Source organism: Pseudomonas sp. c313 (assembly GCF_055407145.1).
Genome location: NZ_JBUZRD010000001.1, coordinates 809,758 through 835,570 on the forward strand (window position 1 = coordinate 809,758; position 25,813 = coordinate 835,570).

23 protein-coding genes are annotated in these 25,813 nt (G+C 59.8%); 10 read left to right on the forward strand and 13 right to left on the reverse strand.

From position 1 onward, the window contains the following. Positions 1-2: 2 nt before the first annotated feature. The 3 genes from kdpC to kdpF all read right to left on the reverse strand — a co-directional run bounded on the left by kdpC (position 3) and on the right by kdpF (position 2,585). Entirely contained in the window at positions 3-662 is a 660-nt protein-coding gene (gene kdpC, locus ACZRKZ_RS04010; RefSeq protein ID WP_463980758.1) for a K(+)-transporting ATPase subunit C, read from the reverse strand. A gap of 10 nt (positions 663-672) precedes the next feature. Continuing rightward, positions 673-2,379: a potassium-transporting ATPase subunit KdpA gene (kdpA, locus tag ACZRKZ_RS04015; protein ID WP_463980759.1), complete on the reverse strand. Its 1,707-nt coding sequence runs from the start codon at positions 2,377-2,379 to the stop codon at positions 673-675. Between the two features lie 107 nt (positions 2,380-2,486). Then, positions 2,487-2,585 (reverse strand): K(+)-transporting ATPase subunit F, encoded by a 99-nt coding sequence (gene kdpF / locus ACZRKZ_RS04020; RefSeq protein ID WP_074851717.1) that lies wholly within the window; start codon positions 2,583-2,585, stop codon positions 2,487-2,489. A gap of 410 nt (positions 2,586-2,995) precedes the next feature. Between kdpF and ACZRKZ_RS04025 the strand changes: the two genes are divergently transcribed. From ACZRKZ_RS04025 to ACZRKZ_RS04040, 4 genes are all read left to right on the forward strand, one after another. Beyond that, on the forward strand, positions 2,996-4,582 hold the full coding sequence (locus tag ACZRKZ_RS04025; RefSeq protein WP_463980760.1) for a BCCT family transporter: 1,587 nt from the start codon (positions 2,996-2,998) through the stop codon (positions 4,580-4,582). A 93-nt stretch (positions 4,583-4,675) separates the two neighbouring features. Next, on the forward strand, positions 4,676-6,685 hold the full coding sequence (locus ACZRKZ_RS04030) for a CocE/NonD family hydrolase (RefSeq protein ID WP_463980761.1): 2,010 nt from the start codon (positions 4,676-4,678) through the stop codon (positions 6,683-6,685). 84 nt (positions 6,686-6,769) lie between these two features. Continuing rightward, the gene (locus ACZRKZ_RS04035) at positions 6,770-7,705 is read left to right on the forward strand and encodes a LysR substrate-binding domain-containing protein (RefSeq protein ID WP_463980881.1); all 936 of its coding nucleotides are present in this window, start codon (positions 6,770-6,772) and stop codon (positions 7,703-7,705) included. Between the two features lie 10 nt (positions 7,706-7,715). Continuing rightward, the gene (locus tag ACZRKZ_RS04040) at positions 7,716-9,008 is read left to right on the forward strand and encodes an MFS transporter (protein ID WP_463980762.1); all 1,293 of its coding nucleotides are present in this window, start codon (positions 7,716-7,718) and stop codon (positions 9,006-9,008) included. A gap of 233 nt (positions 9,009-9,241) precedes the next feature. Here ACZRKZ_RS04040 and ACZRKZ_RS04045 read toward each other — a convergent pair whose 3' ends face one another. Then, the gene (locus ACZRKZ_RS04045; protein ID WP_463980763.1) at positions 9,242-10,372 is read right to left on the reverse strand and encodes a catalase family protein; all 1,131 of its coding nucleotides are present in this window, start codon (positions 10,370-10,372) and stop codon (positions 9,242-9,244) included. 30 nt (positions 10,373-10,402) lie between these two features. After that, positions 10,403-12,211, reverse strand: coding sequence for a di-heme-cytochrome C peroxidase (locus ACZRKZ_RS04050; RefSeq protein ID WP_463980764.1), 1,809 nt, complete (start codon positions 12,209-12,211; stop codon positions 10,403-10,405). Between the two features lie 258 nt (positions 12,212-12,469). On the opposite strand from ACZRKZ_RS04050, the gene ACZRKZ_RS04055 reads away from it, so the two are divergent. From ACZRKZ_RS04055 to ACZRKZ_RS04075, 5 genes are all read left to right on the forward strand, one after another. Continuing rightward, positions 12,470-13,189 carry an FKBP-type peptidyl-prolyl cis-trans isomerase gene (locus ACZRKZ_RS04055; RefSeq protein WP_463969729.1) on the forward strand — a complete coding sequence of 240 codons (720 nt, stop codon included), beginning with the start codon at positions 12,470-12,472 and terminating at the stop codon, positions 13,187-13,189. Positions 13,190-13,580: 391 nt separating this feature from the next. Beyond that, the gene (locus tag ACZRKZ_RS04060) at positions 13,581-14,036 is read left to right on the forward strand and encodes a YkvA family protein (protein WP_463980765.1); all 456 of its coding nucleotides are present in this window, start codon (positions 13,581-13,583) and stop codon (positions 14,034-14,036) included. Between the two features lie 97 nt (positions 14,037-14,133). Further along, positions 14,134-14,472, forward strand: a complete 339-nt coding sequence (locus tag ACZRKZ_RS04065) for a helix-turn-helix domain-containing protein (protein WP_463980766.1) — start codon at positions 14,134-14,136, stop codon at positions 14,470-14,472. Then, positions 14,469-14,840, forward strand: coding sequence for a hypothetical protein (locus tag ACZRKZ_RS04070; protein WP_133099000.1), 372 nt, complete (start codon positions 14,469-14,471; stop codon positions 14,838-14,840). Before ACZRKZ_RS04065 ends, ACZRKZ_RS04070 begins: the two co-directional genes overlap by 4 nt. After that, the gene (locus tag ACZRKZ_RS04075) at positions 14,841-15,230 is read left to right on the forward strand and encodes a tetratricopeptide repeat protein (protein WP_463969732.1); all 390 of its coding nucleotides are present in this window, start codon (positions 14,841-14,843) and stop codon (positions 15,228-15,230) included. It begins immediately after the preceding gene. A gap of 5 nt (positions 15,231-15,235) precedes the next feature. Here the strand turns inward: ACZRKZ_RS04075 and ACZRKZ_RS04080 are convergent, their stop codons facing one another. Then, complete coding sequence (locus tag ACZRKZ_RS04080; protein ID WP_463980767.1) at positions 15,236-17,014, reverse strand: bifunctional diguanylate cyclase/phosphodiesterase; 1,779 nt, start codon at positions 17,012-17,014, stop codon at positions 15,236-15,238. Between the two features lie 117 nt (positions 17,015-17,131). Further along, positions 17,132-19,213 (reverse strand): carboxy terminal-processing peptidase, encoded by a 2,082-nt coding sequence (locus tag ACZRKZ_RS04085; protein ID WP_463980768.1) that lies wholly within the window; start codon positions 19,211-19,213, stop codon positions 17,132-17,134. 138 nt (positions 19,214-19,351) lie between these two features. On the opposite strand from ACZRKZ_RS04085, the gene ACZRKZ_RS04090 reads away from it, so the two are divergent. After that, positions 19,352-20,314, forward strand: coding sequence for a zinc-binding dehydrogenase (locus tag ACZRKZ_RS04090; RefSeq protein ID WP_463969735.1), 963 nt, complete (start codon positions 19,352-19,354; stop codon positions 20,312-20,314). 62 nt (positions 20,315-20,376) lie between these two features. Here the strand turns inward: ACZRKZ_RS04090 and ACZRKZ_RS04095 are convergent, their stop codons facing one another. From ACZRKZ_RS04095 to ACZRKZ_RS04120, 6 genes are all read right to left on the reverse strand, one after another. Beyond that, positions 20,377-21,030, reverse strand: a complete 654-nt coding sequence (locus ACZRKZ_RS04095) for an HAD family hydrolase (protein WP_463969736.1) — start codon at positions 21,028-21,030, stop codon at positions 20,377-20,379. Positions 21,031-21,068: 38 nt separating this feature from the next. After that, entirely contained in the window at positions 21,069-22,058 is a 990-nt protein-coding gene (locus tag ACZRKZ_RS04100) for an ABC transporter ATP-binding protein (protein WP_463980769.1), read from the reverse strand. Continuing rightward, complete coding sequence (locus ACZRKZ_RS04105) at positions 22,055-22,855, reverse strand: ABC transporter permease (protein ID WP_463969738.1); 801 nt, start codon at positions 22,853-22,855, stop codon at positions 22,055-22,057. The genes ACZRKZ_RS04100 and ACZRKZ_RS04105 overlap by 4 nt, the downstream gene beginning before the upstream one ends. After that, positions 22,842-23,687, reverse strand: coding sequence for an ABC transporter permease (locus tag ACZRKZ_RS04110; protein WP_463980770.1), 846 nt, complete (start codon positions 23,685-23,687; stop codon positions 22,842-22,844). Before ACZRKZ_RS04110 ends, ACZRKZ_RS04105 begins: the two co-directional genes overlap by 14 nt. After that, positions 23,684-24,490: an alkaline phosphatase family protein gene (locus tag ACZRKZ_RS04115; RefSeq protein ID WP_463980771.1), complete on the reverse strand. Its 807-nt coding sequence runs from the start codon at positions 24,488-24,490 to the stop codon at positions 23,684-23,686. The genes ACZRKZ_RS04110 and ACZRKZ_RS04115 overlap by 4 nt, the downstream gene beginning before the upstream one ends. 132 nt (positions 24,491-24,622) lie before the next feature. Beyond that, complete coding sequence (locus ACZRKZ_RS04120) at positions 24,623-25,699, reverse strand: ABC transporter substrate-binding protein (RefSeq protein ID WP_463969741.1); 1,077 nt, start codon at positions 25,697-25,699, stop codon at positions 24,623-24,625. Positions 25,700-25,813 lie beyond the last annotated feature (114 nt).

Below are 25,813 nucleotides of genomic sequence, written 5' to 3' on the forward strand. Positions count from 1 at the left end.
TCTTACTCACTGGCCGCAATAGGGGGCTGACGCAGGGGCAGACGAGCGTCCAGCGCGAGGTTGAGTTGCAGCACATTGACCCGTGGCTCGCCGAGCAGGGCGAGGGTGCGGGCAGCGGTGTGGTCGTTCACCAGTTGCAGCAGTTCGGCTTCGGGCATCTGCCGCAGAAGGGCTACTCGTGCCAGTTGGATCCGTGCGTTGGCCACTGAGATATGTGGGTCCAGACCGGAGGCAGAGGCGGTGACGGCATCCACCGGCACTTGCGCATCGGCGGCGAGGGCGTTCTCCTGGCGATACGCCAAAACCCGCGCACTGACCTGGTCGATCAGTTTCTGGTTGGTCGGCCCCAGGTTGCTGGCGCCGCTGGAACCGGCGTTGTAGGGCTGCGACACGCTTTTGCTCGGGTCTTGCGGGTCGGCGCCGAGGGTCATGCTTGGGCGGCCGTGGAAATACTCCGGGCGGGTGAAGTGCTGGCCGATCAGGGCCGAGCCGATCACCAGGCCGTCGCGCTCGATCAGCGAACCCTGGGCCTGGAATGGGAACAACAGTTGTGCGGCAAAGGTGGTGAATATCGGGTATGCCAGGCCCGTAAGGGCCATGAAAAACACCGCGGAGACCAGCACCGGGCGCAACAGCCCTTTGAATATCGATTGAGTCGTCATCAACGTGTCCTTATTTGTACGTCTGGCCGGACAGCAACTGCAGTTGCTCCACCAGCGGGCCAAGCGCGAGCGCCGGCAGGAAGGTCAGGCCGCCGACCACCAGCACCACGAACACCACCAGCAACATAAATAGCGGGGTAGCGGTGGGGATGGTGCCAGCACCGGCAGGTACGGTTTTTTTCATCGCCAGGGAACCGGCTACTGCCAGCATGGGCAGCATGGTGAAGAAGCGTCCGATCAGCATCGCCAGGCCAATGGTGGTGTTGAAAAACGGTGTGTTGGCGTTTAAGCCAGCAAAGGCCGAACCGTTGTTGGCGGTGCCCGAGGTGTAGGCGTACAGCACCTCGCTGAAACCGTGGGGGCCGAGGTTATTGAGGCTGGCCATGGTGTCGGGCCACACGGAGGCGAGGGCGGTGAAACCAAGGATGCTGATGGGGTGCGCCAGTACCGAGAGCATCACCAGTTTCATCTCCCGGGCCTCGATCTTCTTGCCGAGGAATTCCGGGCTGCGGCCGATCATCATGCCCACCAGGAACACTGTCAGTAGTGCGTACTGGATCAGGTTGATAAAGCCCACGCCGTCGCCGCCAAACACGCAGTTGAGCATCATCTGCGCCAGTGGCACGAAGCCGCCCATGGGCGTCAGCGAGTCGTGCATGGTGTTGACGGAACCGGTGGTTGCCGCCGTGGTAGTCGCAATGAACAAGCTGCTGTCGGCGATGCCGAAGCGCAGTTCCTTGCCTTCCATATTGCCGCCGCTCTGCTCTATCGACAGCGTCTGATTAGCGCCGGCCTGGGTCAGCAACGGGTTGCCGTTCTGCTCCGAACCGTAGACCAGGGCCAAAAAGCCGATGAACATCACCAGGAACGTGCCGAAAAACACCCAGCCCTGACGGCGACGCACCAGCATGCTGCCGAAGGTGTAGGTCAGTGCCGATGGGATCAGCAACATGCTGAGGATGTGCAGGATGTTGGTCAGCGGCGTCGGGTTTTCGAACGGGTGCGCGGCGTTCATGCTGAAAAAGCCACCGCCATTGGTGCCGATGTGCTTGATCGACTCAAAGCTGGCCACTGCGCCGACGATCAACTGTTGTTGCGCGCCTTCCAGCGTCGTTGCCAGGGCTTGGGACGCGAAGGTCTGCGGCATGCCTTGCCAGACATACACCAGCGCCATGCCCACGCACAGCGGCAGCATCACCCGGTAGAGGGTGCGGGTGAAGTCGACCCAGAAGTTGCCGATGTCCGCCGAATTGGCGCGGCTCAATCCGCGAATAAAAGCGGCCGCAGCGACCACGCCGGAGGTGGCTCCGACAAACATCAGAAAGGTAATGACCGCCATCTGGCTGAAGTTTGACAGGCTGGTTTCGCCCGAGTACGCCTGCCAGTTGGTGTTGGTAATAAAGGACGCGGCGGTGTTGAACGCCAGGTCCGGTGCCTGCGCTGCCAACCCCAGGGGGTTGATCGGCATGACTGCTTGCAGGCGCAGGATGAAATAACCCAGCAGCATCATCGCCGCGTTCGACAACACCAGCGCCGAGCCATAACGGGCCCAGCCCATGGTCTCCAGGGGATCAATGCCCAGCAGGCGAAACGTCGCGCGTTCCGGCAGGGCGTGGCGGGTCCCGGTAAATACCCGGGCTAGCCACTTGCCCATCAGCACGGCGAGCCCGGTCATCAACCCCAGGACCAGCGCAAATTCCAGCAAAGTGCTTAACATATTGAGGCTCCGTTCAAATCTTGCCCATGGCAACAATGGCCATGGCAGTCGCAGCAAAAAACACCAGGGAGATGCCTACAAAGATCAAGTCGTACATAGCGAACTCCCTAGAACTTTTCGGCGCGAATAAGGGCATAACCCAGATAAGCGAACAGGCCCACGGCACATAAGCCGCTGGCGATATAAATGAACGTGAGTGTCAACACGGTAAAGCTCCCCTTATTAATAAGCCGCAATAGCGGACGCGGGGAGGTTAAGGGACGGGGTATCAAGCTCAGGCACTGATTGCGGGTGCGGGTATTAAGACGGCGTATAGATGAGTGTGCAGAAAGTCACGGTAGTGGGGTTGTTGGCGGTGGTTCAATAGAGGTGACGTAATCGTTATGGCCAATAGCCTTTTTATACGCGTTCTTTACGCGGTATTTGGAGCCCCAGTCATGACCTGAGGGAATGCCCCCATACCCATTGGTCGATTGCGCCCGGTTGTGCATAAACGGTTATCTATACCCACGCGAAGACTTCAAGGCGAACCACCCGACGCAGGATGCGCGGCGTTCGCCCTCTAAAAATGGCCTGTAAAGGCAATAAAAATAGTCTGTCTGGGGAATCGCATAACATGAAATACCCATTGCGTCCGTTGGTCTTCTGGCCAACCTTTCTGATTTTGCTGGCGGCGGTAATTGCCAGTTATGTCGACCTGAATGCGTTCCTTGCGGTCAGCAAACAGCTCAATACGATGATTCTCGAAAACTTCTCCTGGCTGTTCAGCGCTGGCTCGTTTGCCATGGTGGTGCTGACAGGCATCGTCTACCTGTCGCCGCTGGGCAAGGTGCGCATCGGCGGTGAAAACGCCAAGCCCCTGCTGAGTAAATGGCGCTGGTTCATGGTCGCGCTGTGTACCACGTTGGCAGTGGGGGTGTTGTTCTGGACCACGGCCGAGCCGCTCTATCACCTGTATTCGCCCCCCACCAGCCTGCCGATCGAGGCCGGTAGCGCGGCGGCCAAGAGCTTTGCGATGTCGACGATGTTCCTGCACTGGACCATCACCCCCTATGCGATTTACCTGGTGCCGTCCCTGGTGTTTGCGTTGGTGTTCTACAACCTGCGCAGCAATTTTTCCATTGGCGCCATGTTGCAACCATTGCTCGGCGAGCAGCGGGTCAAATGCTACGCGGGGCTGATCGATACCTTGGCGATGTTTGCCCTGGTGGCCGGCATGGCCTCGTCCCTGGGCACCGGTGCACTGACGTTGTCCGGCGGCCTGAGCCAGTACATCGGCGGCGAAACCACGCCCTTGCGCCTGGGGCTGATCATCGCCGTGATCGTCATCACCTTCGTCGCCTCGGCCGCCAGTGGTTTGCAACGCGGCATTGTCATGCTGTCCTCGTTCAATACCTGGATCATGCTGGCCCTGGGGCTGTTCGTGCTGCTTTGTGGACCGACCCTGTACATAGTCAGCCTCGGCGTCGAATCCCTCGGTGTTTACCTCGATACCTTCTTCAGCCGCAGCCTGTTTACCGGTGCCGCCAGTGGCGACACCTGGCCGCAAAGCTGGACGGTGTTCTACTGGTCGGTGTGGTTCGCCTGGGCGCCGGTGAGCGCGCTGTTCCTCGGCAAGATCGGTCGGGGCTACACGGTGCGCGAATTTATCCATATCAACATGCTGTACCCGGCGTTGTTCACCGCAGCGTGGATCTGCATCTTCTCCGGGAGCAGCCTGTATTTCGATGCGCTGGGTGATGGCAGCTTGAACCGCGTGCTCAATGAGCAGGGCATCGAGCATGTGCTGTACCAGATGTTCCAGCAGTTGCCGGCCAGTGGCTTGATGGTAGCGTTCCTATTGTTCGTCGCCTTTATCTCGTTCGTCACCGCCGCCGACTCCAGCACCGATGTCATTGCCAACCTGTGCAGCAAGGGCGTCACCGCCGATTCCGACCTGGACGGCAACCCGGCGCTCAAGATCGTCTGGGGCGTAATCATCGGCACCGTGTCGTGGGTGATGGTGGCCTTTGTCGGCATCGACGGGGTGAAGATGCTCTCCAACCTCGGCGGCTTGCCGGGGATGATCCTGGTACTGCTGGCCAGCACCTCGTTGATCTACTGGCTGAAAAATCCGGCGTTGCTGGAGGTGAAAAACCTTGCGGTGACGACGCCGGAGCCTGGCCTGCGAGGCGCCAGCCCGTTACCGGATTTTGCCCGCTGACCGACTGATCCTGCGTGTCTTCTCGCGCGCTGCAACCTGAGCGCGTGGGAGTCGTTTGCTTGCAATAACGTCTACCCGCTTCTGGAGTTACCGATGGAAATCGTTACCGAGTTTGCCCACAAGGTCCGTGAAATCGAGCATTGCCTGATCCCGCTGAGCGATGGCACACAACTGGCCGCCCGCATCTGGCTGCCGGAAACGGCAGGCGATCAAGCCTTCCCGGCGATCCTCGAATACCTGCCGTACCGCAAGCGCGACGGCACCGCCGTGCGCGATGCGCTGACCCATCCGTGGATGGCCGGGCAGGGCTATGTCTGTGTGCGGGTGGACATGCGCGGCAACGGTGAATCCCAAGGCCTGATGGCCGATGAATACCTGCTGCAGGAACAGGATGACGCCCTCGAAGTGATCGACTGGCTATGCCAGCAACCCTGGTGCGACGGCAACGTGGGGATGATGGGCATCTCCTGGGGCGGCTTCAACGGCCTGCAAGTGGCGGCGCGCCAGCCCGAGGCATTGAAGGCGATCATCACCCTGTGCTCCACCGATGACCGCTTTGCCGATGACATCCATTACAAGGGCGGCAACCTGCTGATGGAGAATTTCGGCTGGGCCGCCACCATGCTCAACTTCAGTGCTGCGGTGCCCGATCCCTTGCTGGTGGGCGAAGACTGGAAAGCCATGTGGCAAGAGCGCCTGGACGCCATGCCGCTGCTGGCCGAGACCTGGCTGCAACACCAGACCCGTGATGATTACTGGCGCCATGGTTCGGTGTGCGAGGACTACTCGGCGATCAAGGCGGCGGTGTATGCCGTCGGTGGCTGGGGCGATGCCTACAAGAATGCCGTGCCACGGCTGATGGAAAACCTGCCGGGTCCGAAGAAAGCGATGATCGGCCCGTGGATTCACAAGTACCCGCATTTCGCTGTGCCCAACCCGGCTATCGGCTTTTTGCAGGAGGCCAAGCGTTGGTGGGATCACTGGCTCAAGGGCATCGACAACGGGGTGATGGATGATGCCGCCTGCACTTTTTACCTACAGGACGTTCTGCCACCCAAGGGCAGTTACGCCGAGCGGCCGGGTGTGTGGGTGCAGACATCGGGCTGGCCTGATCCTCAGGTTCAATGGACCGATTACAGCCTCGACGACGCGGGTCTTGCGCCGGGCTGCCAGCCATTGGCGACGGCACGCAGTATTTGTTCGCCACTGACCACTGGCCTGCATCAAGGTGAATATTGCGCCATCTGGTTCGGTCCCGACGGCCCGACAGATCAGCGCCGCGACGACGCTCACTCCCTGTGCTTCGACTCCCTGCCGCTGACCGAGCCGCTGGCGCTGCTGGGCGACGTGCGTTTGAACCTGCGAGTGGCCAGCGATACCACCTGCGGGCAACTGGTGGCCCGGCTTAATGCCGTGGCCCCCGATGGTCAGGTCACGCAGATCACTTATGGCGTGCTTAATCTCACCCTTCGTGAAGATGTTTCCCGGGTGACACCGCCGGTGCCGGGCGAACCGATGGACGTGCAATTGAGCCTGGATCACGTCGGCATGCGCCTTCCGGCGGGCTATCGTTTGCGCCTGGCCCTCAGCACCGCCAGTTTCCCGCTGCTGTGGCCCAGTCGCGAATTGACCACCCTGACCTTGCTGCCCGAACTGCAAAACGTGCAGTTGCCCGTGTTTACCGGTGAGGCTATAGAGTGCCCGTTTGAAGCCCCGCAATCAGCCCCGCCAGCGGCCCTAGAAGTCCTGCGCGCCGCCGCGCCGAAACGCACGCTGATGGAAGATGTCGGCAGCGGTGAAGTCTGCGTGAAGATCGAGGATGACCTGGGCGCGGTACGTTTTACCGATCATGGGTTGTCGGTGGACCAGCGCTGCACCGAGCAGTACCGCACCTTGGCGTGGGACCCGTTGTCGACCCGTGCCGATATCCAGTGGCACTACCGTGTCAGTCGTGATCAATGGTCGGTGGAAGTGGACAGCAGCCTGCATGTGCATGCCGATGCTCAGTGGTTCTATATCGAGGCCGAGCAAGTGGCGTGGGAAAGTGGCCAGTGGGTGCATCGTCGCCAATGGAGCAAACGTGTAGCCCGGGTCGCGCTGTGAATGATCAAGTGGCAGGATGCCCATAAACCTGATCACCCGCTGGCGCCAGTTCATCGGCGCCAGCGCTTGCCATTGGAAACCCTCATGTCGCGCCGAAACGTCGATCTTCCACCGCTCAACTGCTTGCAGACATTCGAGGCAGCAGCTCGCCATCTGAGCTTTACCCAGGCCGCCCATGAACTGAACCTGACCCAAAGCGCGGTGAGCCGGCAGATCAAGCGTCTGGAAGAAAACCTGGCGCGCCCGCTGTTCCATCGACTGGCACTGGGCATCAGCCTGACGCCTGCAGGTGAGCGCTACTTCCGCACTATCCAGCGTTTGTTGCGCGAGCTGGATCGCGAGTCGGCCGAGTTGCGCCGCCGGGGGGAGGATCGCCAACTCACGCTGGCCAGCACGCCGACCATCAGTTCAATCTGGCTCGCCGCGCTGTTGCCCGCTTTCCAGAGTCAGCACCCGGACCTGGATATCCGCATCCTGTGCAGCGAGAGTCCGAGCCATCTGGATGTCAGCGAGTATGACCTGGGCTTGTTTTATCACCTGGATGAGCTGCCTGCGCCTCACGGCCTGGAGTTGACGCCTGTGTTCGACAGCGAGCAGGTCATCACTGTCTGCAGCCCCAGCTATGTGGAGCGTCACGGGCCGATCCGCGACCCGCAGCACCTGCTTCATGCCCACACCTTGCTGATCGTCGAGGATCACTATCACGACTGGCTGACCTGGACCGACTGGTTCGTCGATGCCGGCGCCCATTACCACGCCCCGCGCCATGCCTTGCGCACCAATAGCTACCAGTTACTCATGCAATCGGCGGTGATGGGCCATGGCGTAGCCCTGGGTTGGAAAAGCCTGCTGGAGGGTGAGTTGGCGGCAGGGCGCCTGCAAATGGCCTTGCCCCACAGCATGCTCAGCCGCGGGCGCCTGCAACTGATGCAACCGCACCATCGCAACCCGCCATCGGCTGCCCGCAGTTTTCGCCAGTGGTTGCTGGCACATGCCGACACCTTGAAAACCACCTCCTGACCTGACCTTTATGAACTTGACCCTGCTGACCTTTCCCGCGCTCTACAGCGCCACCATCCTGATGCTGGCTGGCAACGGGTTGTTTTTCAGTTTTATCGGCCTGCGCCTGAGCAGCGAGGGCGTCAATGAACTGTGGATTGGCGCGCTGACAGCCGCCTATTACGGCGGCATGGTCTGCGGCGCCAAGTTTGGCCACCGGATGATCGCAGGCGTCGGTCATGTGCGTTCCTACGTCGCCTGCGCCGGGGTCGCCACTATCATCGTGCTGTTGCACGTGTTGTTCGAGCAGTTGGAGTTCTGGCTGGCGCTACGGTTTGTCATGGGGCTGGTGATGATGAACCAGTACATGGTGATCGAGAGCTGGCTCAACGAGCAGGCCGAAAACAACCAGCGCGGCGCGGTGTTCGCCGGCTATATGGTCGCCGTCTCCCTGGGCTTGATGCTCGGCCAGGGCGTGTTGATCTGGCGCCCGGAGCTGGACTTCAAGCCGCTGCTGATCGTCGCCATCTGCTTTGCCGCCTGCCTGCTGCCGGTGACCATGACCAAGCGCCTGCACCCTGCCAAGTTGGTGGCCGCGCCGTTGGAAGTCGGCTTCTTCTGGAAACGCGTGCCTAAGGCATTGACCACGGTGTTCATCACCGGCCTGATGATCGGCGCTTTCTACGCCCTGGCGCCGGTGTTCGCCACCCGCAACGGCCTGAGTACCGCTGAGGCCGGCACCTTTGTCGCGGTGTCGATCTTTGCCGGCCTGTGCGGGCAATGGCCGATTGGTTGGCTGTCTGACCGGATTGATCGTTCCCGGCTGATCCGTTGCTGCGCCCTGGCCCTGGGCGTGTTGGTGATCCCGTTATGGGGAATGGTCCAACTGAGCTATCCGCTGTTACTGGTGTTCGGTTTTCTCAGCGGCTTGCTGTTGTTCACCCTGTACCCGTTGGCGGTTGCATTGGCCAATGACAACGTTGAACAACCGCGCCGGGTGCCCTTGAGCGCCATGATGCTCGCCACCCACGGCATCGGCGCTTGCCTGGGGCCAATGGTCAGCGGGGCGCTGATGAACAGCTATGGCCATGGCGCCTTCTACATGCTGTTTTCCGCCTGCGCCTTGCTGCTGATCTGGCGAGTGCAGCCCAAGCAGGTCACTGGCGAATACCTGGTGGACGGCGCACCGCTGCATCACGTCGCAATGCCGGAGCACCCAATGGGCGCCATGGCCGCCATGCTCGATCCGCGCGTGGACGAAATTCCCCAGGAACTGGTGATCGACGAGCCAGCGTCTGCTAGTGATCCAGGCGTGAAGACCTGATCGGATTACTTGGCTTTTTTCTTTTTCGGTTGGCGCGTGGACAGATGGTCAAAGCAAAAGGACGCGGCGCCGAACAGCGCAATCATTGAAAGTACGATCATGCCGAGTGTTGAGCTTTCCACGGTGACTTCCTACGAGTGTGAGGGGTAGGAAGCCACGGTAGTGGCGGGGCGCCAGTGTCTCAATAGACTCGACGCAATCGTTATGAACGGCCTCGAATCTATATGAAACCTTTACAAGTTACGGCTGTGACGGTAGTCGCTGACCGCTTCGTACACTGCTTTGCGCAGTCGGTTGATCCCGCCAATCGGCCGGTGCTCTTCCAGGCCGAACCAGGGGTTGAACGACTGGTTATCGCAGGCCAGGTTCAGTGCCGGCGTATCGAAATCCTGGGCCGGGATCTTGATGTTGGCGACAGTTTCATAAGGTGCATCGCTTTGCTTCCATTCGATGCTGGTGTCTTCGATCGGCATGTATTTCTGTGGATTCTGCCGCTGGATTTGCAGGGCAAAACACGCCGCTACACGGTCGGTGGACAACTGCTGGCTCAAGGCACTGCGCAGGAAGTTCGGCAGGTCCTGATTCTGTTTGGGCAGGGAGTACTCTGGGCAGCTTTGCGGGTCGGGTGCGACGCGAAACTTGGCGTTGGCCGTGCCGAACTTGTAGGGCGATACGGAAAAGTAGGTGGTCTGGGTTGGACTGGCCGGCGCGGGTGCCAGGGTTGCGAGGGCGATAAACAGGTGGCGCACTTGCCAACTGCGCGGGTCGAGGCTGGGGAAGAAGGCCATGACTTTTTTGCCATCGGCCTGGGCGCCTACGTTCTGCGCGTACTCAGCAACGTCGCTGACAAAGAAGTTCGGATGACTGAACATAACGAAATCCTGTTCGCTGCGCGCCTGCTGATCAGCCAGCAGTTGCTTGCCCGGTACATCGAGCAACTTGATCGCCATGCCCCGGGCATCGCGAATGCTGTCGAACTGCGGGTAGGCGTTGCCGTTGGACAGGCGCAGGGTCGCCTGCCAGGTTTTGCCCGGCTCGGCAAAAACGCCCTGGCGCAGTGCCGGGTCGAGGTCCGCCAGCACGCTGACCTCGGCCTTCACGCAGCCGTGAGCCTTGGCATGGGCGTCGCGTAAATAACGCGTGCCCTCGCGGTGCTGATCGACGATGCGCACCGCCGTCTGAATGATGCCTTGGGTCATGGCGGCTTCCCCTGACGGGATTTGTTCATCCGGCGATACCGGACCGCTGTGTTGCCAGGCGAACCAGATGGTGGACAGCAACCAGCCGAGCAAGCCCAGGCCCACCAGCCACAACAGGGTCTTGCCGAGAAACGCGCCGAGGTGCAGCCAAAGTCGAGCGAGCATTGAAAAATCCTTTTTGACGAAGACGGTTGATCAGGGCAGTTGCTGTTCCAGCGGGCCGCCCAGTACTTTCAAATATTCCAGCAGCGCCCAGCGTTCCTCGGGCAGCAAGCCACGCCCGATCACGCCGTTGCCCCGCTTGCCGGCACGGAACTCGTGACCGCTGTTGTGGTTGCCGGTGATCTGCGTATCGAACAGGAAGGCGTTTTTAAAGGCCGAGGTTTGATAGCCCAGGTGACGCGGGTCGTAGTCGAAGGTGCCTTTATAGAAGGTACGGCTGCGCTCGTCCTGGGGAGAGAGCAACTGGTAGATCGTCGGTACCGAGCCGTTGTGCAGGAACGGCGGCGTGGCCCACACGCCGGCCAGCGGGCGTGCCTTGTAGGCGCGTAACTCGCGTACGCCAATCGGCAAGCCGTAGCCGTCCAGGCGCGGGCGTTCGGCCGGGGTGACACCGGCAGCGCGATAAGCATGCTCTTCGACGAAGGCGGTGACGTAGGCCAGCCCCTTGGCCACCGATATTTTTCGCAGGTCCAGAGGCTCGGTTGGCGTCGGGTGCAGCTCGACGTTCAACTGCGCCAATTCCGCCGGGTCCCATTGCAGGGCGCTGAGGTCGTAACGCTGGTCGGCGATGTTGCTGGCGGTACCAGGGTCGGTGCCGATCACCTCGACGGGGAGCATTTTCAGTTGCTGCACCGGGCGACCATTAACGTGGGTAACGGTTGGCACGTGGCAGCCGGCGCAGTTTTTGCTGAACAGGGCGCGGCCTTGGGCAGCCAGTGGCTTGTCGACGGCGCTGAACAGCTCTTCAGGCCAGGTGGGGGGCTTGAGCCGTTGCAGGGTTTCCTCAATCAGGTTCAAGTCGCGAACTCGCACGCTGGACGGGTAGCGCGCATCGCCCTTGAGAGGCTGGCCGGCGCTGTCGAAGAAATCCAGGGTTGCGCCCACGCCCAGGGCTTCACCGATATTGCGCGCCATGGGTTGCTGGGCCGAGCCGTTCCATTGCACCCAGTCGAAGTTCCACATGTCCCACAGTTGCGGGTAATCCACCGGGGCGTTGGCGATGCGGTAGTTGTCTGGGGAAATGGCATCGCCGAAGCTGGCATTGGCGATGCGGCCGAAAGCGTCGGTGCGGCCGGGGCCTTCTTCGGTGGGGTAGAGGCCGCGATGGGTGTCGTTCCAGGCGACCTTAAGGAAGTTGTCCAGGGACTTTTTGAAGTCCTGGCGCAGTTGGCTATGTCGGGTGTCGTATTCGTCCCCCAGCACCGTGCGGGCGAAGCGCTCGAATTTCCACGGGTTGTAATAGGTGGACGCGAGGCTGGCCACCAACGCCTGGCCGAAACTGCCACCGCGCAGGGTAGGGACGCTGGAGGGTAATACGTGCTGGGCTGAACCGCCGTCGATGCGCAAGGCCTGGCCTTTGAAGTGCAGCTCGCCGGTGTGGCAGGCGGCGCAAGTGATGTCTAGAAACTCGTCGTTGCTGCCGGCGTTCTTGTGTCGGGCGAAGCCGACAGGCAGGTTGCCGGGGTTTTGGGCTGTGACCTGTTGTCGCGGGTCTACCAGGAAGCCGAAGCGCGCCAGGTACTCGGGCGCGGCAAAACGTTGCTGGGAAAATGGCAGTTCCAGCGCGGCGAACCAGTCATAGCGCAGGCCCTTGACCTGGGTGCCCTGGGGCGTGAAGTAATACGTCTGGCGGTCGGCCGCACTCCATTGATTCTGGTAGTGCACCTGCTCCACCGGCACGTACTCCGGCAGTTTCGGGTTGGCGACGTAATAGAGCAGCACGGCAAGGCCGACGCCCAGTAATGCGAGGGCCAGGAGTAAAATACGGGAAAAAATGCGCAAAATAACTATCCTTGTCGAGGGGTAGCGCTGTTATGCCATCACCCAACGGGTGCGGCAAGTAACCATGAGCCCAGCTCATGGACGGTTTCTGGCGGTCCCAGCATCCGTTGCAGGGCGTTGGTACGGATGAAAATGCGTTTAAACACGTGAACTTATCAGAAGTTTCCTGCTCACATGCCGGTAGCCATTGGTCGTGGCCGCCTGATAAGCTCGCGACTTTACTCGAATGCCCTTTTGGCGCATGAACAAGGAAATAGCATGAAACAGCATCGGTTGGCGGCGGCGGTGGCCCTGGTTAGCCTGGTACTTGCGGGTTGTGATTCGCAAACCAGCGTAGAGCTGAAAACCCCGGCGCAGAAAGCTTCCTACGGTATCGGCCTGAACATGGGCAAAAGCCTGGCTCAGGAAGGCATGGATGACCTGGACTCCAAAGCGGTCGCCCAGGGCATTGAAGATGCCGTCGGCAAGAAAGAGCAGAAGCTGAAAGATGACGAACTGGTCGAAGCCTTCGCCGCACTGCAAAAACGTGCTGAAGAGCGTATGACCAAGATGAGTGAAGAGTCGGCAACCGCTGGCAAGAAATTCCTCGAAGAAAACGCCAAGAAAGACGGCGTTGTCACTACCGCTTCCGGTCTGCAATACAAGATCGTGAAGAAAGCTGACGGTGCTGAGCCCAAGCCTACCGACGTAGTGACTGTTCACTACACCGGCAAGCTCACCAACGGCACCACCTTTGACAGCTCCGTGGATCGCGGCAGCCCGATTGACCTGCCGGTCAGCGGCGTGATTCCAGGTTGGGTCGAAGGCCTGCAACTGATGCACGTGGGCGAGAAGGTTGAATTGTACATCCCGTCCGACCTGGCCTACGGCGCCCAGAGCCCGAGCCCGGCGATTCCAGCCAACTCCGTGCTGGTATTCGACCTGGAACTGCTGGCGATCAAGGACCCGGCCAAGGCTGAAGCACCAGCTGCCAAGTAACACGCAGCTGAACACCCAACGCCCCGTCTCGACGGGGCGTTGTTGTTTCTGGTGCAATCGTACCTATCCACTCCCGCAGCCCCTGTAAGACCGCAGCGATGCCATCGCCGCCTCGCTAAAGCTCGACAGCTCCTGCAGTGCTTTGAATCCAGTGCAAATCCAACCGAACGTGTGCGACTGAGGGCAGTCTGATAAAAGACCTGAGTGCGGGTATCCGCAGATGCCCCCCAAGTCAATGAAATCTTGGGTTTTTTTTATATGCGCAAAAAACGCCCGATCTGACCACGGGCCTTGTAATCCGGGCCTTGCAGCCGCGAAAATGCGCTCTGTTCACAAGGTTATCCACAACTTGTGTGGATAACCTTTTCTGTCGCCTGGAACTGGAGTGACGATGAAAGCACCCTGGAATTTCACCCGTTTCCTGCCTTTGGCCGCGCGCCTTCTTGGTCGCGGTCGCTTGCCGACCCTGTTGTTCGCGGTGGCTGCCAAAGGCTCCAGCCAGGGTAACCGGCTGGGAAAGCTCAAGGACGACCTCAAGTTGCTGCAGGCGCTGTGCCTGGCTTATTGGCGCGGCGAGTACCGGGCGATCAACCCCAAGGCCCTGGTGTCGGTGGTGGCGGGCTTGATGTACTTCCTCAGCCCTATCGATGCGATCCCGGACTTTATCCCCATGTTCGGCATGCTCGACGACATTGCCGTGCTGGCATGGGTCATGAAGACCCTGGACGGCGAACTGAGCGCTTTTCGCGCCTGGCGTGAACGCCAGCGCCCCGAAAAGCTTGCGGTGGTTGAGCGCCTGCCTGACACGCCGCAGCTTCTGGAGCAGGAAAACCCGAAAAAAAACTGAACGCGTGGATTATCCCCCTGCGCTCTTTGTGGCTGTTAGGATTACACTCCTAAGGAAAGTACTTACTCAGTAAGTGTTGTGATCCTACGGGGCAGTCATGGATATACAAATAATTTCACGGGATGGTGAACCCGAGTACGCGGTTCTGCCATGGGCTCAGTACCAGGCATTGTTAAAAACCGCCGGTCTGCAGCAGCCTACGACGTCTTCATCGAATATCCCCCAGGCCGATGTCGATCAGGTTTTGCGGCCATTGGCGCACCTGTCCAGCTTGCGCGAGGCAAAGGGCCTGGCCATCGAGACTCTGGCCCGCACCGTGGGTATCAGCCCGTCGTACCTGGGTTTGATCGAAAGCGGCGAACGCCTGCCGGATGCCGCCATCCGCCGCAGCTTGGCCTGGGAACTGGGTATCGCCGGTTGGAGGGATGAAGTGTGAGCGTGCGCATCAGCCGTCAACACTGGGATGGGTTGCTCAACGAACTTGACCAGGCTCGCCGCCAGCGACACCTCTTGACCTATCGCGCCCTGTTGGAGCGCCTGCAATTTCCTACCCCGGCCATGCAAACCCTGACAGCCGCCCTGGAGCATTTGGCGGCCCTGGATGCCAAGGCCGATCAGCCGTTGCGCAGTTCTCTGGTGATCAGCCAGGGTGCTAGCCGCCTGCCACGTACCGGCTTTTTTGAGTGCGTCGAGCGCCTTGGTCGCTTTTGCGGGCCGTCCGATGGCGTCGCAGCCGCGTCATGGCACGCATCGGAAGTGGTTCGAGTGTTTGAGTACGATTATCCTGAATCGGTGGAGGCCTGAGTGCTCTGGAAACTCAAGGCGTATGTCAGTTATTGGCTAGCGCGCAAACTGTTTCATTGGTCCTGGTTCATGCAGCAGCCCCGTGGCTGGCACTGGCTGGAAGGTCAGTTCGCGCGCATGGCCAATCTGGGGAATGTAGAGGCGCAAAGTTTCTACGGGCATATCCTGACCTTTCGCGGCCAAGGCCTCGGCGCCCGTGAAGAGGGGGTGCGCTTGCTGCGGCTGGCCGCCCAGGCCGGTGATGGCAAGGCGGCCTATCAGGTGGGTGTGTTAAGCCTGGCGGGAAGCCTGGGCAAGGCGCCGGACCCTGTGGAAGCGGCCCGTTGGTGGAAAGTCGCCGCCAAGGCCGGGCATCCATTGGCGGCCATTCGCCTGGAACAGCTGGGCTGAATCCCCTACAGGGATTCTGGCTCCTCCAGTTCCAGCCGCAAGCTATCAATCACATGAATGCTATACCCCGCCACATTCTTGGCGTGGTGTTTGGCCTGCGATGCCAGCTCGGCCAGTTGGCTGGCATCGAGATGGCCACAGCTCTGTGGATGCAAATGCACCACGCCAATGGACAGTGACAACAACGCAAATTCCTGGCGCACCCCTTGCCGATTCAGCGCGATAAAACAGCCAGCTTCCAGGTGTTCGCTGCGGTAAAAACGTCGGCACTGAGTCTGGAAGTCATCCACCAGTTGATTCAGCCGCTTGCGCCAATCCTGGGCACCCAACACCAGCAAAAAATCATCGCCGCCTATGTGCCCGACAAAGTCGCGGCTCGGGTCTACCCGATCGTTCAGGCATTGCGCCAGGCACAGCAGCACTTCATCGCCGCGCCCATAGCCATAGATGTCGTTGAACGGCTTGAAGCTGTCGATATCCACATAACAGATCACCGATTCGCGCTGCTGCTGCAAGAGCCGCGTCAGGCACTGCTGGATTGGCACGTTGCCGGGCAGCAGGGTCAGCGGGTTGGCGTAGCGGGCCTGCTGGATTTTCAGTTCGGTAATCAATTTGAGCACATCAATCACCCGGCCCAGTCCCAGGTAGTTACCGTTGAGGGTGATGATGAAATCTTCTTCAATCCGCTGCCGCGCACGGCTAGTGAGCAGGCGGCTGACCTGTTGCAAGGACTGGCTCAACTCCACGGCGAGAAAGTCGTCACTCATCAAGCGGCTGATGGGCTTGCGGGCAAACAGGTCGGTGGCAAAGGGCTTGAGCAGCGCATCCGAGAGAGAATGTCGATGCACGATGCCAATGGGCTGGCCACGTTCATCCAGCACCGCCAGTGAGTTGAGGTTGGCCTGGCGGCGAAAGGCCTCCAGCACTTGGGCGGTGGCTGTGTCTTGGCCCACCGCCGGCTGCTCGTTGAGCAGGGCGCTGAGGTCGCTGGTCTCATCGTTGAGGGGTACGATGGCGTTGTCCGGCTTGGGTAACATTAACCGTGCTTCCTGGGGCGGATGTTCCTGAGGGCGGCAGAGCAGATAACCCTGGATCAGGTCGACGCCCATCTCCGTCAGCACGGCCAGTTCTTCTGATAGCTCGATACCTTCGGCGATCACCTGCGCACGGGACGCCCTGGCGATTTTCAGGATCGAGCCGACGAACTCGCGCTTGAGTGCGTCCTGGTGGATGCCATCGATAAAGTGCCGGTCGATCTTCACATAGTCCGGACGCAACTCGGACCACAAGCGCAGGCTGGAATAGCCGGCGCCCAGATCGTCCAGGGCAATCGAAAACCCCATGGCGCGATAGTGATGCAATGCGGTTTGCAGCAGTTGAAAGTCGTCGGTCGGGGTTTGTTCGGTGAGTTCGATCACTACCTGGCTGGGAGGAATGCCGAAGTCACGCAGCAGTTGCAGGGTGCGTCCCGGTTGGTGGGCGGTTTCCAGCAGGGATTCCGGCGAGACGTTGAGAAACAGCTTTCCCGGCAGTTTCTGTTCGCTGAACCGCCTGCAGGCGCTTTGCCGGCAGGCCATTTCCAGTTCACTGAGACGCCCAGCGTGGCGGGCCACGGAGAACAGTGCGACAGGGGAGTGCAAAGGGCTGTTGGACGGGCCGCGGCTCAAGGCTTCGTAACCGAGGATGCGCCGTTCGGAGAGGGAAATGATCGGTTGGAACAGACTGTGCAAACTGCCTTGAGCCAGGATGGAGCCCAGGGCATTCAGCTGTTCGGTCATGGTCATGGTGTTCTCTATCGAAAAAAAGGACCGGATACGTTACGTATCCGGTCCTTCATTTCACGACAGAATGATGTCTATATGATGACACTCCAGGGAGTGGTCATATTAAATTGCCATCATTTACTGCTTGGCCACTGTCTTGCTGATTTTCAAGTAGTCCAGCAGAATCCGCCCGGTCTCGCTCAGGTAGGCGTCGTCTTCCGGCTTGGTTTTTTCAGGCTCGGTCGGCAGCGCATCTTCATCTTCTTTCTTCAGTTCCTTGAGTGGATCTTCACCCTTGGCCTTGCGGCGGGTGTTCTCCAGTACAAGTTGCTGATTCTCGATGTCGCTGTGCTGCGCGCGGCGATCCACTTCATTGAGGCTGACGGTTTTCTCGGCCATCAGCTTCTTGGCCAGGGCCAGCTTGTCGCGGATAAACACGAACTCGGCATCCTTGGCGGAGCGGGCGTCATGTTCGTTCTTGAGCTGGGTCAGGAAGGGCTTGAACGGGTCCGATGCAGGCTTGATCGCAGGACGGATGGTGTCCCATGGCATGGCCTCGGGCAGGGCGCTCTCGCCGATTTCCTTGGTGTCGATGATCGACGGGAAATCGATATCCGGCAGTACGCCCTGATGCTGGGTGCTCTGCCCGGAAACCCGGTAGAACTTGGCCAGGGTCAGTTTCAGTTCGCCATGGTTCAGCGGCTGAATGGTCTGCACGGTGCCTTTGCCGAAGGTCTGGCCGCCGATGATCAACGCGCGGTGGTAGTCCTGCATCGCGCCGGCGAAAATCTCCGAAGCCGACGCCGAGAGGCGGTTGACCAGCAACGCCATCGGCCCTTTGTAGAAGGCACCCGGGTTCTCGTCTTCGAGCACGTCGACACGGCCGTCAGCATTGCGGACCAACACGGTCGGACCCTTGTCGATAAACAGGCTGGTCAGCTCGGTGGCTTCCTGCAAGGAGCCGCCGCCGTTGTTGCGCAGGTCGATGACCACGCCGTCGACTTTCTCTTTCTGCAGTTCGGTCAGCAGCTTCTTGACGTCGCGAGTGGTGCTCTTGTAGTCAGGATCACCGGCGCGGAACGCCTTGAAGTCCAGGTAGAAGGCCGGGATTTCAATTACACCGAGTTTGTAGTCCTTGCCATCCTGCTTGAGGTTGAGCACCGATTTTTTCACGGCCTGGTCTTCAAGCTTCACCGCTTCACGGGTAATCGAGACGATTTTGCTGGTCTGGTCGTTTGGCGCGTTGCTGTGAGGAATCACTTCCAGACGCACCACGGTGCCTTTTGGCCCACGGATCAGCTTGACCACTTCGTCCAGCCGCCAGCCGACCACGTCGACCATCTCTTTGTCGGCCTGGGCCACACCGATGATCTTGTCAGCCGGAGCGACTTGCTTGGTCTTGTCCGCCGGACCTGCCGGCACCAGGCGCACGATCTTGACCTGATCGTTGTCGCTCTGCAGGACGGCACCGATGCCTTCCAGGGACAGACTCATATTGATATCGAAATTTTCCGCGTTATCTGGTGACAGATAATTGGTGTGCGGGTCGTAGGACATCGCAAAGGTGTTGATGTAGGCCTGGAAGATATCTTCGGCACGGGTCTGATCCAGACGCGCCAACTGATTCTTGTAGCGCTTGGTCAACAGCTCTTGAATCGCTTTAGGTTCTTTACCCGCGATCCTCAAGCGCAGGACTTCATCCTTGACGCGCTTGCGCCACAGGTCATCCAGGGCGGCGGTGCTGGTCAGCCAAGGGGCGTCCTTGCGATCCACCAGCAAGGTTTCCTTCTGGGTGAAGTCGAGCTTGTCGACGCCTTTGTTCAGCTCACCCAGGGCGAAGTCCAGACGCGCTTTGACGCGGTCCAGGTAACGCTTGTAGATGGTGAAGCCGGGCTGCAAATCGCCGCTTTTGAGGAAGTCATCAAACTGCGTCTTCCACTTGTCGAACTCGGCAATATCGCTGGCCAGGAAGTAGCTGCGCGAGGGGTCCAACAGCTTTAGGTAGCTGTCATAGATGATCACCGAGCGTGCATCGTCCAGCGGCGGTTTGCTGTAGTGGTGACGCTTGAGCAACTCGACGACGTTAAGGCTGGCAATCACCTCGTCGCGATCAGGCTGAAGTTTGTCCCAGCTGTTGGCTGCGAACGTATTGGTCGACAGTGGCAACAGGCCGAGGCCAATGAAAAGAGCGAGGGCGGTGCAGGGGAACAAATGCTTCATGCTGATTCGACGCGGGGGCAATTGATAACGCATATTAGGCCGTCTTTGAAGTCGCCGGTTCCATATGGGCCGGTCGCATAATGCAAAAAGCCCGACGCTACAGCAACGGGCTCAGTCCAGACTCACTATGGAGGCACTGTGAAAGCATTGCAAGGCGTTGACGGTCATGTGGAGTGGCTTGAAGAACCAAGTCCTACGTGCGATGTAGGGCAAGTGCGCATTCGCGTGGCGGCTGCTGGATTAAATCGGGCCGATTTATTACAACGATCGGGGCTTTATCCGCCACCGCCCGGCGCGAGCCAAGTGCTGGGCCTGGAGTGTTCCGGAGTAATCAGTGAAGTCGGTGCCGGCTCGTCCTGGCAGATCGGTGAGCGGGTTTGCGCACTGTTGGCCGGTGGCGGCATGGCCGAGGAAGTGGTGGTCGACGCGCGGCATGTGCTGCCTGTGCCGGAAGGTTTGTCGTTGATCGAAGCGGCGGCGTTGCCGGAGGTGTACAGCACCGCCTGGCTCAATCTGTTCCAATTGGCGGCGCTCAAGCCTGGTGAAAAGGTACTGTTGCATGCTGGCGCCAGTGGCGTGGGCTCGGCGGCGATCCAGCTGTGCAAGGCTTTTGGCAGCCCGTGCTGGGTCAGTGTCGGCTCGGCAGAGCGTCTGGCGTATTGTGAGGGCCTGGGCGCCCAGGGCGGTGTGGTACGTACTGATGGTATCGAGAGCCTCAATGACTTCGGCCCGTTCGACGTCATCCTCGATCCGGTGGGTGGTAACTACGCTGCGCTGAACCTCAAGCTACTGGCTCGCGACGGTCGTTGGGTGCTGATTGGCCTGATGGGCGGTCGCGAGGCCCAACTGGACCTGGCCCAAGTGCTGGCCAAGCGTGTGCAAGTGCTGGGGTCGACCTTGCGCAGTCGTGATGATCAGTTCAAGGCCGATTTGTTCAGCGATTTGAGCCAGCATGTCTGGCCGCTCTTTGCCGAGGGGCGCTTGAGCCCGCAACTGGCCAAGACATTCCCGATCAAGGATGCCGAAGGGGCGTTTGCCGAATTGGCGACCAACCAGATTTCCGGGAAATTGGTGTTGGTGATCGACGAAACCTTGAAGTGACCCACTAATCGAGAACCGAAATTATTGTGGCGAGGGGGCAAGCTCCCTCGCCACAGGGATTTTCAGATCCAGTGATGAATCGGCCAGCCCGCCTTTTCAGCCTGCTCACGCAACACCGGGTCCGGGTTCACCACCTGCGGATGATCCACCTTGAGCAACAACGGCAAATCATTACGCGAGTCGGAATAGAAGTACGCGCCTTCCAGGCTCTCGCCTTCTTTCTCCAGCCACTCCAGCAAGCGGGTGATCTTGCCTTCGCGGTAGGTCAGTACACCCACCGTATTGCCGCTGTACACGCCATGTTTGACTTCCAGCTCAATTCCCAGCACTTCATCAATGCCGATGCGCGCCGCAATCGGCGTGACCAGATGGGTACCCGAGGCTGAAATCACCAGGATACGGTCGCCGTTCTTGCGGTGTTGGGCGATGGTCTTGGTGGCATCGCTGTAGATCAGCGGCTCGATGATGTCTTCCACCCACGGCTCAACCAAGTGCTCGATTTCTTCCGGGGTGCGGCCAATCATCGGCTCCAGGCTGAAGTCCATGAAGACCTCCATGGCCAACTCGCCCTTGCTGTAGGCGTACATCAGTTCGTTGTTCTTGCGCATGAACGATTCCGGGTCGACCCAGCCCAGCCGGCCCATCTGCTCGCTCCAAAGGCTCGCGCAGTCGCCGTGGATCAGGGTGTCGTCCAGATCAAAAATTACCAAAGCCATCAGTCTTTCTTCCTCAAATCGTCTGAATCCTCAATCCCTCAGGCTACCTCACATAGAGCGCTGGGATCGATGGAGAGTGCCAAGCGTACTCCGTCAGGGTGCAAGTCGTCTGCCGAACGGTTGAGCACGTCCACCACCAGTTCCACTCCTCGGGCTTCGACGCGATAGCGGATCACGTTACCCAACAGGCTATGGCTGCGCACTAGAGCGTCGAGTTCACCACTGCGACTTAGCTCAATGGATTCCGGGCGAATGGCTATGCGCCCAGTGATGGGCCGCTGCAAGAGCTTGCTGGCCTTGTCGGCGTCCAGCAGGTTGTAGTTGCCGATAAAGCCGGCGGCGAACACGTCAACCGGCGCGGTGTAGAGGGTTTCGGCATCGCCGCTCTGGACGATCTTGCCCTGGTTCATCAGGAAGATGCGGTCGGACATGACCAAGGCTTCTTCCTGATCATGGGTGACGAAAATCGTCGTCAGTCCCAGTTCGCGCTGGATCTGGCGGATCTGCTCGCGCAAATGCTTGCGAATCCGTGCATCGAGGGCCGACAGCGGTTCATCCAGCAACAGCAGGCGCGGGCGAGTGACCAGCGAACGGGCCAGGGCTACGCGCTGGCACTGGCCGCCGGACATCTGGTGCGGATAGCGGCCGGCGAGGTCTTTCAGTTCCACCAATTGCAGCACTTCCTGCACGCGCTTGTGGCTGTCGTCGGCGTTGACCTTTTGCATGCGAAGGCCGAAGGCGACGTTTTGTTCCACTGTCATATTGGGGAACAGCGCGTAGCTCTGGAACACCATGCCGATATGACGCTTTTGCGGGCTCAACGGGACGATGTCCTGGCCGTCCAGGAGAATTTGCCCACTGTCTACCGACGTCAGGCCGGCGATGCAGCGCAGCAGCGTGGACTTGCCGCAACCTGAGGGACCGAGCAGCGTGACGAACTCGCCCTTGGCGATTTCGCAATTGATGTCGCTGAATACAGGGGTCCCGGAATAGCCTTTTTGCAGATGCTGGACGCTGACGAAGCTCATTGGCTTTTGTCCTTGTTCAAGATGTTGGCGGCCCAGGTCAGCAGCAGCACGAAGAAAAAATAGGAGATCACCAGAGCGCTGGTGAAATGGCCGCTGCCGTTACGCATGTTGTTGAGGTACACCTGCAGGGTTTCGTAGCGGGTACCCACCAGGATGTTGGCGAAGACGAATTCGCCGAACAGGAACGAGAACGACAGCAGCAGCGCGACCATCAAGCCCTTGCGCAGGTTCGGCAGCACCACCAGGAACGCCGCCTGCCAGGTACTGGCGCCGAGCAGTTGCGCGGCATCCATCAAGTCTCGAAGGTTGATGGCCTGCAGGTTATTGGTGATCGCCCGGTACATGAATGGCAACGCCACGGTGAAGTAGCAGCCGATCAGAATCCACGGCGTGCCGACCATGGCAAACGGCCCTGAGCCATACAGCTGCAACAGCCCCACCGACGACACCACCGGCGGCACCGCGAAGGGCAGCAGGATCAGGATGTTCATCAGCGCGTCGAGCCGGGGAAAGTGGTAATGCACCACGAACAGCAACGGCAGGATCAGCACCACCGACAGGATCAGCGCGCCGACACAGACCAGCAGCGATTGGCCAAAGGCATTGAGAAAGCGCGGGTCGCTCCACAGCTGCAAATACCATTTGAAGGTAAAGCCTGAGGGCAGGATGGTCGCCGACCAACTGCTGGAGATGGAATACACCAGGGTGCCGAGCAGCGGCAGTACCAGGATCGCAAACAGTAGATAGACCACTACCCGATGGTAGAGGGCGGCCGACCCGGCTTCAGCGCGAGACATGGTAGCTCCTCTTGAGCAGCAGTTGGTGCACCACGGTGATCAAGGTCATCAGTGCCACCAGCACTACAGCCAGTGCGCTGGCCATGTTCGGGTCCAGGGAGATATCGCCGGAAACCATCGCCGCGATACGGATCGGCAGCACGTTGAAGTTGCCGGTGGTCAGCGCATACACCGTGGCGTAGGCGCCCAGGGCGTTGGCCAGCAGGATCACGAAGGTGCCCAGCAGCGCCGGCGCCAGCACCGGCAAGCCGATATGCCGCCAGAACTGCCAGCCGTTGGCTCCCAGCAACGCGGCAGACTCGCGCCAGTCTTCGCGCAGGGCGTCGAAGGCGGGGTAGAGCAGCAATACGCCGAGGGGAATCTGGAAGTAGGTGTAGAGAATGATCAGCCCGGTCTTGGAGTACAGGTTGAAGTCCTGAATGATCCCGGCCTGCTTGAGCATGATGGTGATGCTGCCGTTGAACCCCAGCAGGATGATGAAGGCAAAGGCCAGGGGCACGCCGGCGAAGTTGCTGGTCATATTGGCGAAGGCGGTGACGAAGTTGCGCAGCGGCCCATCCACCCGCCGCAACGAGTAACTGCCCAGTACGGCGATGATGATGCCGAATACGCTGGAGTAGAAACTGATCTCCAGGCTGTACTGGATTGCCTGCAGGTAGAACTTCGAACTGAAGATCTTGGTGAAGTTGGCCAGGCCCCAGCCGAACTCTTCCGATTGCAAGCTGTTGACCAGCACCCAGAACAGCGGCGCGATCTGGAACACGATAAAGACGATGGCAAAGGGCACCAGACACAAGGCAGCCAGCCACTTGCCACGGATCACTGAATTCACGTCAACAGCTCCCGGCACACAGGTTTGTCATGGGCAACGCCGAGCAGGGCGCAGACGGTGCCGCACAGTTCGGTTTGTTTGGGGCGGGCCAGGGGATCGAGACTGAACGCATCGCCCAGGACAAACAGCGGTACTTCGCGCTCTTCGGGTAACAGGCCGTTGTGGGAGCGGTCGTTGTTCATGCCGTGGTCGGCGGTCACCAGCACCTGGTAACCGGCGTCGAGCCAGCCTTGCAGGTAGTCGGCGAGGATGATGTCGGCCGAGCGGGCACTGTTGCGGTATTGCGGGGTGTCGAGGCCGTGCTTGTGGCCGGCATCGTCGATGTTCATCGGGTGCACGACCAGGAAGTTCGGTGCGTGTTTGAGACGCAGGTGCTCAGCGTCGGCAAACAGGTGGGAGTCCGGGTAGTGGTCATTCCAGTAGAAGTGCCCGTGCTGGATCGCCAGTGACTTGTCGTCGGTATGACGATCCCGTGCGGTGTTGAACGGCGAGCGGTTATACAGCTCGCTGACCCAGTGGTAAGCCGCCGCCGCTGTGGTCAGGCCCGCGTCGGTGGCGTAATGAAAGATGCTGCGCTGGTTGGACAGGCGCGAGACGTTGTTGTGGACGATGCCGCTTTCAATCGGTGGCACACCGGTGAGGATGCATTCGTACAGCGGCCGCGACAGGGCCGGCAGTTCACATTCCAGTTTGTAGAGTGCTGCGCGTCCTGCGCCGATATAAGCCTGAAGATGCCCCATGGCATGCCGGGCAACCTCGTAGTTCAGGCCGTCGAGCACGACAAGGATGACGTTGTGCTTCATAGGGGCTGGGACTCCGCGACAAATGGACTTGATTCGGTTTGGCTGCAGGAACCGGATCAAAGATGTGGGAGCAGGCAAACCTGCTCCCACACTGACCGCGCTCCTCTTTTAGGTTTCAGTGGGCCTGAAGCCTTATTGCATATTGATGATGACTTCTTCCTGCCATTTCTGTGGCAGTGCCTTGGAGGTTTTCTCCCAAGCGTCGGCATCCTTGATCGGTTGTGGATTGGCGGCGGTGTATTGCTCGGAAGGGATCAGGTTCTTGGCAATGTCGGCAGGCAGTTTCAGGTCCGTTTCAGCACGAATCGGGCGGGCGTTACCGCGCGCCAGATTGAGTTGGCCGGCATCGCTGAAAATGTATTCGCGGGTCAGCTTGGCGGCGTTCGGGTGTTTGGCATATTTGTTGATGATGGTGGTGTAGCCCGATTTCACCGAACCATCGGAAGGGATCAGCACCACGTAGTCATCCGGGTTGGCCATCTTGGCCTTGTAGCTCAGGCCGTTGAAGTCCCAGACCACGCCCACTTCCACTTCACCTTTTTCCATGGTGGCGATGGTCGGGTTGGCCAGCGACAGGCGACCTTGCTTGGCGATATCGGCAAACATCAGCAGAGCCGGCTGGATGTTCTTTTCGTCGCCTTTGAGGGCGATGGCTGCTGCCAGTACGCCGTTGGCAGCCTGGGCCGCAGTGCTCACATCACCGATGGAGACCTTGTATTTGCCGGTCTTCAGGTCGGCCCAGCGTGTGGGTACGTCGGAGCCGTGCAACAGTTTTTTATTAACAATGAAAGCGATGGTGCCGGTGTAGGCCAGCGCCCAGTTGCCGTCCTTGTCTTTCGCCCAATCCGGAACCTTGTCCCAGGTGCTCGGCTTGTACGGTTGGGTGACGCCTTGTTTCACCGCAATCGGACCGAAGGCCGCACCGACGTCGCCGATGTCGGCGCTGGCGTTGTCTTTTTCCGCAGCAAATTTGGCAACTTCCTGGGCCGAACTCATGTCGGTGTCGATGTGCTTGAGGCCGTAGGTCTTGGCCAGGTCTTCCCAGGTGCCCTTCCAGTTGGCCCAGTCATCGGGCATGCCGACGCTGTTGATTGCACCTTCCGCTCTCGCGGCGGCTTCAAGGGTTTTCAAATCGGTATCAGCAGCCATGGCGGCGGTGCACATGGCAATGGTCGAGCCTAACAGTGATGCCAGGAAAAGCTGTTTCATCCGAAGCTCCTTTGGGCGTTTTCAACGCTGCGTTTTTATCGACGTTTGCGGTTGTGTTGGTCTAGGTCAGCAATACCTGAGCCAATTTAGGCCCGATGGATGACAGTTTCATGT

Bases quoted from the DNA above. Each gene is read 5' to 3' on its own strand.
- ACZRKZ_RS04045 (WP_463980763.1), bottom strand. From the start codon at position 10,372: ATGCTCGCTCGACTTTGGCTGCACCTCGGCGCGTTTCTCGGCAAGACC.
- ACZRKZ_RS04055 (WP_463969729.1), top strand. From the start codon at position 12,470: ATGAAACAGCATCGGTTGGCGGCGGCGGTGGCCCTGGTTAGCCTGGTA.
- ACZRKZ_RS04060 (WP_463980765.1), top strand. From the start codon at position 13,581: ATGAAAGCACCCTGGAATTTCACCCGTTTCCTGCCTTTGGCCGCGCGC.
- ACZRKZ_RS04085 (WP_463980768.1), bottom strand. From the start codon at position 19,213: ATGAAGCATTTGTTCCCCTGCACCGCCCTCGCTCTTTTCATTGGCCTC.
- ACZRKZ_RS04115 (WP_463980771.1), bottom strand. From the start codon at position 24,490: ATGAAGCACAACGTCATCCTTGTCGTGCTCGACGGCCTGAACTACGAG.
- ACZRKZ_RS04035 (WP_463980881.1), top strand. From the start codon at position 6,770: ATGTCGCGCCGAAACGTCGATCTTCCACCGCTCAACTGCTTGCAGACA.
- kdpA (WP_463980759.1), bottom strand. From the start codon at position 2,379: ATGTTAAGCACTTTGCTGGAATTTGCGCTGGTCCTGGGGTTGATGACC.
- ACZRKZ_RS04030 (WP_463980761.1), top strand. From the start codon at position 4,676: ATGGAAATCGTTACCGAGTTTGCCCACAAGGTCCGTGAAATCGAGCAT.
- ACZRKZ_RS04120 (WP_463969741.1), bottom strand. From the start codon at position 25,699: ATGAAACAGCTTTTCCTGGCATCACTGTTAGGCTCGACCATTGCCATG.
- ACZRKZ_RS04100 (WP_463980769.1), bottom strand. From the start codon at position 22,058: ATGAGCTTCGTCAGCGTCCAGCATCTGCAAAAAGGCTATTCCGGGACC.
- ACZRKZ_RS04105 (WP_463969738.1), bottom strand. From the start codon at position 22,855: ATGTCTCGCGCTGAAGCCGGGTCGGCCGCCCTCTACCATCGGGTAGTG.
- ACZRKZ_RS04025 (WP_463980760.1), top strand. From the start codon at position 2,996: ATGAAATACCCATTGCGTCCGTTGGTCTTCTGGCCAACCTTTCTGATT.
- ACZRKZ_RS04095 (WP_463969736.1), bottom strand. From the start codon at position 21,030: ATGGCTTTGGTAATTTTTGATCTGGACGACACCCTGATCCACGGCGAC.
- ACZRKZ_RS04080 (WP_463980767.1), bottom strand. From the start codon at position 17,014: ATGACCATGACCGAACAGCTGAATGCCCTGGGCTCCATCCTGGCTCAA.
- kdpC (WP_463980758.1), bottom strand. From the start codon at position 662: ATGACGACTCAATCGATATTCAAAGGGCTGTTGCGCCCGGTGCTGGTC.
- ACZRKZ_RS04065 (WP_463980766.1), top strand. From the start codon at position 14,134: ATGGATATACAAATAATTTCACGGGATGGTGAACCCGAGTACGCGGTT.
- ACZRKZ_RS04040 (WP_463980762.1), top strand. From the start codon at position 7,716: ATGAACTTGACCCTGCTGACCTTTCCCGCGCTCTACAGCGCCACCATC.